Annotated in this window: 5 protein-coding genes and 1 pseudogene; 2 read left to right on the forward strand and 4 right to left on the reverse strand. The window is 53.9% G+C overall.

Annotation, left to right across the window (positions count from 1 at the left end; translation table 11 throughout):
• From B3Z49_RS07845 to B3Z49_RS07860, 4 genes are all read right to left on the reverse strand, one after another.
• On the reverse strand, positions 1-206 hold a 206-nt coding region (locus B3Z49_RS07845; protein WP_296989658.1), incomplete at its 3' end, for an N-acetylmuramoyl-L-alanine amidase.
• A gap of 5 nt (positions 207-211) precedes the next feature.
• Positions 212-1,084 carry a DMT family transporter gene (locus tag B3Z49_RS07850; protein WP_008889609.1) on the reverse strand — a complete coding sequence of 291 codons (873 nt, stop codon included), beginning with the start codon at positions 1,082-1,084 and terminating at the stop codon, positions 212-214.
• Positions 1,085-1,260: 176 nt separating this feature from the next.
• Positions 1,261-3,084, reverse strand: a complete 1,824-nt coding sequence (locus B3Z49_RS07855) for an ATP-binding cassette domain-containing protein (protein ID WP_296989661.1) — start codon at positions 3,082-3,084, stop codon at positions 1,261-1,263.
• A 123-nt stretch (positions 3,085-3,207) separates the two neighbouring features.
• Complete coding sequence (locus tag B3Z49_RS07860) at positions 3,208-3,945, reverse strand: TerB family tellurite resistance protein (RefSeq protein WP_296989664.1); 738 nt, start codon at positions 3,943-3,945, stop codon at positions 3,208-3,210.
• 270 nt (positions 3,946-4,215) lie between these two features.
• Here B3Z49_RS07860 and B3Z49_RS07865 point away from each other — a divergent pair, with 270 nt between their 5' ends.
• On the forward strand, positions 4,216-6,213 hold the full coding sequence (locus B3Z49_RS07865) for a methyl-accepting chemotaxis protein (protein WP_296989667.1): 1,998 nt from the start codon (positions 4,216-4,218) through the stop codon (positions 6,211-6,213).
• Between the two features lie 325 nt (positions 6,214-6,538).
• Positions 6,539-6,792: pseudogene (locus tag B3Z49_RS07870) on the forward strand (methyl-accepting chemotaxis protein); the annotation flags it as partial.

Here is a 6,792-nt window from a genome sequence, read left to right on the forward strand (position 1 = left end):
CGGCCATCTTCCTCGATCAGGTAATGGCTTGAGACAGAACTTTCCGGATCACACAGGCGTTCGAGTGCCGCGGCACCCGATTGCATGCCAGTGTAATGCAGGACCAGAATATCAATCGGGCATCCATCCGGACGATCACCGAAATTGGGGGAGGGGTGGGAAATCATGTTTCCCGCTGATCGCGTTCTGGTGATCTTTTCCCCCATGCGGATCAATCCATTCCCTGTGCTTTGCGTTGGACCGGCTTGCGCAGCATGATGACCGCGACACCGCACAGAACGACTGTGCCCCCAATGATTTTAAGCAGGGAAAACGGCTCGTCAAACACAAGGAACGATCCCATCACACTGATCACCGGTGCCAAAAGGGTCCAGGGCACAACAACGTTCACATCCTGCGTCTTCAGCAAATGATACCAGAAGCCATAAGCCACAATCGATGACATCACGACCGTAAAGGCAAGGTTTGCATAGGCCACCCAGCTTGCGTTCATCACCGCTTCAAAGCCGTTCGGCTCAAAAATCAGGGACATGATCAGCAATTGCGGGGCCGCCATCAGTGCCATCCAGCCATTCAGTTGGAAGGTATCAATGTCGCCAAGCTTCTTGATCATGACATTGGCGACCGCCCACATAAAGGATGCAAATACGACCAGCAAAAGTGGCAATTGCAGTTCGGTCATGGTCGGGTCCCAGAACATGATGGTGACACCGATAAAGGCCAGTGCCATACCCGAAAGCCGTTTCCAGCCCAGCCGGTCATTAAAGAAATAGGTCGCAAGCATCGACGAAAACGGCACGCCCAAAAGAATGATGATGGCAACCGGCCCGGCATCAATCATCGAAAGGGCATAGAACAGAACCCCGAAATGCAGGCCGCCAAAGGTCACCGAAATCAGGGCCAGCTTGCCAAAACGTCCGCGCGGAACTTGCGTAAACGGGATCAACAGGATCGCCACAGCCGCAAAACGCATCGCCGTCAGGATGAAAGGCGGGATTTCACCAACCGCCCCTTTGACGGTAAGCATGTTCACGCCCCAAATGACGGCGACGGAAAAGGCCATAATTACGGCTTTGATCGGCATAACGGGGCCTTTCGGCAATAAGGGGAATAATGACCCCAAGAATATCAGATAGATACGCACACCCGCCCAAGTTTTTTAGACGGGTTTCAGTCCCTTGATCCGATGTTTCAGCGCAAAGCACAAATGAGTTGTTCTCAACTCATGCCTAAACTGTCTTGAAATTCGCGTAAGTTTGGTCAGCCCTGACCAAGCTCCTCGCGCAGCATTTCAAGTTCCAGCCAGCGTTCCTCGGATGCTTCAAGCTCCGAGCGCGCAGCATCCAGTCGATCCACCTTCTTCTGGAAACCGTTCGGGTCCTTGGTGAACAGGCTGCTGTCAGAAAGTGCATCCTCAAGGGTGGCGATTTCCGCTTCCAGTTTGGCCATCGCAGCAGGCAGATTGTCGTATTCGCGCTGATCTTTATAGCTCAGCTTGCCTGTGGGCTTGGATTTTGGTGCCGATGCCTGTGCGGCCTTTTTGACCTGTTTGGTGGCGGCCTTTTCTTCCTTGGCGGCCTCAGCGCGCGAAAGTCTGCGTTGGGCGATGTAATCGGAATAGCCACCGGCATATTCGATGGCCGTCCCATCGCCTTCCATGACGATGGATGATGTCACAACGCGATCAAGGAAATCACGATCGTGGCTGACCAGAAGAAGCGTGCCTTCATAGTCGCTCAGCATTTCCTGAAGCAGATCCAGCGTATCCATATCCAGATCGTTGGTCGGCTCATCCATGATCAGAAGATTGGTCGGTTTGGCCAATTGTTTGGCCAGCAGCAGGCGATTGCGTTCACCACCTGAAAGCGCGCCAACCGGGCTTCGCGCCTGTTTTTCATCAAACAGGAAATCACGCAGATAGCTGACAACATGGCGCGGATTGCCGCGCACCATGACCTGATCGCCACCAACATCACACAGCGTATCCCAAAGGGTCTTGCTGTCATCAAGGGCGGCGCGTTTCTGATCGAAATAGCTTGGATTAAGGTTGGTGCCGATCTTGATCGTGCCGCTGTCAGGTTCGATCTGACCGGTCAGCATTTTCAAAAGCGTGGTTTTACCGGCCCCGTTCGGGCCAATAATGCCAACCTTGTCGCCACGCAAAATACGGGTCGAGAAATCAGCGATGATCTGACGGTCACCAAATGATTTGGCGATATTGGTCGCTTCGATCACGACCTTACCGGATGTCTCACCGGCATCGGCCGCAAGCGACACGTTGCCGATGCGGTCAACCTGTTGGGAACGCTGGGCGCGCATATCGTAAAGACGGCGCAGACGGCCCTGGTTCCGTTTGCGGCGGGCTGAAATGCCTTGCACCGACCAGACGGTTTCCTGCGCAATCAGCTTATCAAGCTTGGCGCGTTCCTCGGCTTCCTTGCGATAGATTTCCTCGGACCATTCCTCGAACTGGGAAAAGTTGATCGCACCCTGATGCATCACACCGCGATCAAGCCACAGCACACCATTCGATACGGCATTGAGGAATGCACGGTCGTGCGAGATCACCACAACAGCACCGCGGAAATTCTTGATTTCGCCTTCAAGCCATTCAATCGTCGGCAGATCAAGGTGGTTGGTCGGCTCATCAAGCAACAGAACCTGCGGATCGGCAATCAGCGCACGCGCGATCGCGGCCCGGCGGCCTTCACCACCCGAAAGCTGTTTCGGGTCCGACTTTGGATCAATATCAACCGATGCCAGCAACATGTCGGATCGATAGGCATAGTCCTGTTCATGGTCATCAAGGGCCGAAAGCACAAAATCCTCGACCGTGTCATAGCCGTCGAATTTCGGTTCCTGATTAAGGTAGGCCACCTTGCAGCCCGGCTGAACAAAGCGTTCCCCGCCATCGGGTTCGATTTCACCGGCGATGATTTTCAAAAGAGTCGATTTGCCGCCGCCATTGCGCCCGACAAGGCATAGGCGGTCCCGGTCGCCAATGGCAAATGACACATCAGAAAACAGATCATTCCCGCCAAAGGTCAGGTGAATGTCATTAATATTGATCAGCGGTGGCGCCATGGAAAAACCGACAAGTTTGAAAATAAAACAGGGTCACAGTGACCGGCCCCCTGCAAACAGCAATTCGCGCACCGTTGCAAGGGAAATCAACTTTGACAAAGATAATCGCGAAGATCGGGCGGGCTAGCGGATACCGCGTTCTTTGCGGATTTGATCCCAGGCCGCATTGATCCGCGCCATCTTTTCGTTGGCCTGTTCGATGAATTCCGGCGGCATGCCCTTGGCCATCAGGGTGTCTGGATGGTTTTCGCGCGACAGTTTCCGATGGGCCGATTTCAGGTCATCGTCACTGGCCTCACGCGTCAGACCAAGCTGCTCATAGGGATCCGGGCCGTCTGACGCGGTGAAGGCATGATGAACCCGTTCAAAGTCGACCTCGGCAAAGCCAAAGATACGGGCGACCTTTTTAAGGTAGTCCTGTTCGGCCGGGTGCAGTTCGCCGTCGGCCATGGCGATTTGATAAAGCGCCTCAAGCACGCCTTCAAGGATGGCGCGTTCACCACGAAACATGGTGGCTATCTGATGGGCATAAACCTCAAACCCGTCTGACGACGACCGAGCCATGTCAAAGATGCGACCGACATTCTTTTCTTCGCCCGGCGGGATATGGAACACGCGTTTGAAGGCGTTGACTTCATCGCGGCTGACATGGCCGTCAACCTTGGCCATTTTGGCGGCCAGCACGACCACACCGGTTGCAAAGGCGATCTGGCGGGGATCATGCCCGCCAATTTGCGGCCCGCGTGCATTGCTTTTGATCTTGTCAACGACATGACCGGCCGCCGCGCCGAGAATTGCACCCAATGGTCCGCCCAAGGCAAAGCCTGCAGTTCCGCCAATAATTTTGCCCCAGATGCTCATGGGTGATCTTCATCCTGTTTGTTGTAATCCGGCGCGGTAGATTAGCTGAATGGATAGGTGATTAATCGGTGCCAATACCCGCGCAAAGCACAAACATAGTGCGCAGACGACGAAAAGAAATGACCTAATTTGCGGGAATTTTCGCCAAAGGTAGAGGGAATTAGTAATTAGTCTATACTTTAGTCTTTATATATCTACTGATGGTAGAATGTTTTATGGTTCTGAAAAACAAAATATAAAACCAAGAACCGGAAAATGAGGGGTGGAAGCATGTCTTTCTTGTCGCGAATGAAGCTGGTTTACCAGATCTCGCTGCTGAGCATCGTTGCTCTGGTGATTTTCGCCATTGTCGGGATCACGCAATTCGTTGCCGATCAACAGCGCCAATCTGCGCAATTGATCGCCAAAGCTGCGAGCGAAGACTCCCGAACCGTAAGTACCGTATCGCGCGCATTCCTTGATGCGCGTCGCCACGAAAAAGATTTTGTTATTCGACGAAGCGAGGAATATGTCACTGCCCACGCCGAAGCCGCCGCGCAAATCCGGGCCGGTCTGGAAGAGCTTTCCGGGCGTGAAGAACTTGGTGGCCTTCTTGAGCAGGTCGAGCAGGTCCAGACAGCCGTCGATAATTATGTGTCGGAATTCGCCACTGTCGTTGAACTGCAGCGCAAGGTTGGTCTGGACGAGAGTTCGGGCTTGCTTGGCGAAATGCGCAGTGCGGCGTCTGAAGTCGAAACTGCTTTGGCAGAAGTGGCCAAGCTTGAGGCGATGCTGGGACTGAGTGGCACCAAGGACCTCTCGATTGCGGTTTTGCAGATGCGCCGCGATGAAAAGGATTTTCTTGCCCGTCTGGATCCGGCCTATGTCGAAAGTGTCGAAGCAACTTCCAAGCAGTTCTCGGCAGCACTTGAGCGCGCCGGCAGCATTCAGGATGAAAAGAAGCAGCAGCTTGGCAAGCTGATGGATTCATATCTGGCAGATTTCAAAACCTTGGCCGATGCCGTTCTTGAACGTGAAGAATCCCTGGAACGCCTCAGCGCGTATTACGCGGCGGTGGAGCCGGTTCTGGAAACATTGGGCAATGAAGTCCGAACCGTTGCTGAAAATATGCAACAACGTGCCGAACAAATCGCTCATAGCGGGGTTCAGGTTACGTTTGCGATCTTTATCGCCGGTGCGATCATCATGATCCTGCTATCGACGGTTCTGGCACGGGCCATCGTGCGAGCCATCACCGGGTTGACAGACAAGATGGCCCGGTTGGCCAAGAACGACTTTGACGTCAAACTGGATGAAGCCGACCGCAAGGATGAAATAGGCGAAATGGGCCGGTCTGTGGTTGTCTTCCGCGAAAACGGCCTGGAGCGGCAAAAACTTGAAGCCCAGCAACGCGAACTTGACGAAAAGCAGCGCCAGCGCATCGAGGCGCAGGAACAGCACATTCGCGAATTTGACGATGATGTCGTCGCAATGATGAGCGAAGTGGGAACTGCCGTTCAACAGCTGCATTCCGTCTCCGAAGTTCTGCGCAACAGCGCAGCCACAGCCAATGAACAATCGACAACTGTTTCTGCGGGCAGTGAAGAAGCATCATCAAACGTGCAACTTGTTGCAACGGCGGCGACGGAGCTTTCGGCCTCTATCCACGAGATCGCCGGCCAGATCAGCGATACGTCGAAGATGGCCGCGACGGCGAGTGACCGTGCCCAGACAACCAACGATGATATTCAGGGCCTGAATGCGGCCGCCGTCCGCATTGGCGAAGTCATCAATCTGATCAGCGATATCGCCGAACAAACCAACCTTCTGGCGTTGAACGCCACGATCGAAGCCGCCCGTGCCGGTGATGCTGGCAAGGGCTTTGCCGTGGTTGCCAGCGAGGTCAAAAACCTTGCCAATCAGACCGCCAAGGCGACCGAGGACATTTCAAGCCAGATCAATGATATCCAGCAGGCGACACAGTCGGCCGTCGATGCAATTGATAGCATCGTTCAGATGATCAAGGATATTAGCGAGCGGGCATCTGCGGTGGCCGCAGCCGTCGAACAACAGACCGTTGCGACCAGCGAGATTTCCCAGAATGTCGAACAGGCCGCATCGGCAACCACCGAAATCTCAAACGCCATGCAGGGGGTTTCGTCGGCGGTGGCAGAAACCACCGAGGCTGCCGATGATGTGCGTGGTTCGGCCGATAATCTGGGTCGTCAAAGTGATGGTCTGAGTGAACGTATCGACAACTTCCTTGCAAGGATGCGCTCGATTTCATAGGTCGGCTGTAATAAGCATCATTTCACGTCTGCAATTGAAACAAGAGGAAAGAGTGATCTTTCCTCTTGTTTTCTTGTGGCTCACACCAAATGTGACTCAGCTGAGCAAGAAACAGACACCCGGCAAGTAACAGCAATCTCTTGCCCGTATTACAGGCCGAAATGGCCTCCCGACATTTGGGGCAGGCTATGCCTATAGGACGGACGGGCGTGACCGGTGTCTTTATTTCGTTGGTGATTACAAACCTGAACTGATGTCAGCGGGCGACAAGCTGTGGCAAAGGCGGGGTAACTTCTTGGGGGCCAAGATGAATTTCCTTTCCCGAATGAGACTTCTCTATCAAATATCGCTGATTGGTGCGGTGGCACTTTTGATCTTTATCGTCGTTGGCGCTGTGCAATTCATTGCAGAGCAACAAAGGCAGTCAGCCGAAGATGTTGCCGACAGCGCGCTGGAGAACAAGCTGGTTGCTGATGCGGTTTCGCGTGAATTTCTGAATGCACGTCGGCGGGAAAAGGACTTCCTGCTGCGCATGGATGAAAAATATGTTTCCGAGCATGCCAGTGTCGTCCAAGACGT

Source organism: Thalassospira sp. UBA1131 (assembly GCF_002311515.1).
Taxonomy (GTDB): domain Bacteria; phylum Pseudomonadota; class Alphaproteobacteria; order Rhodospirillales; family Thalassospiraceae; genus Thalassospira.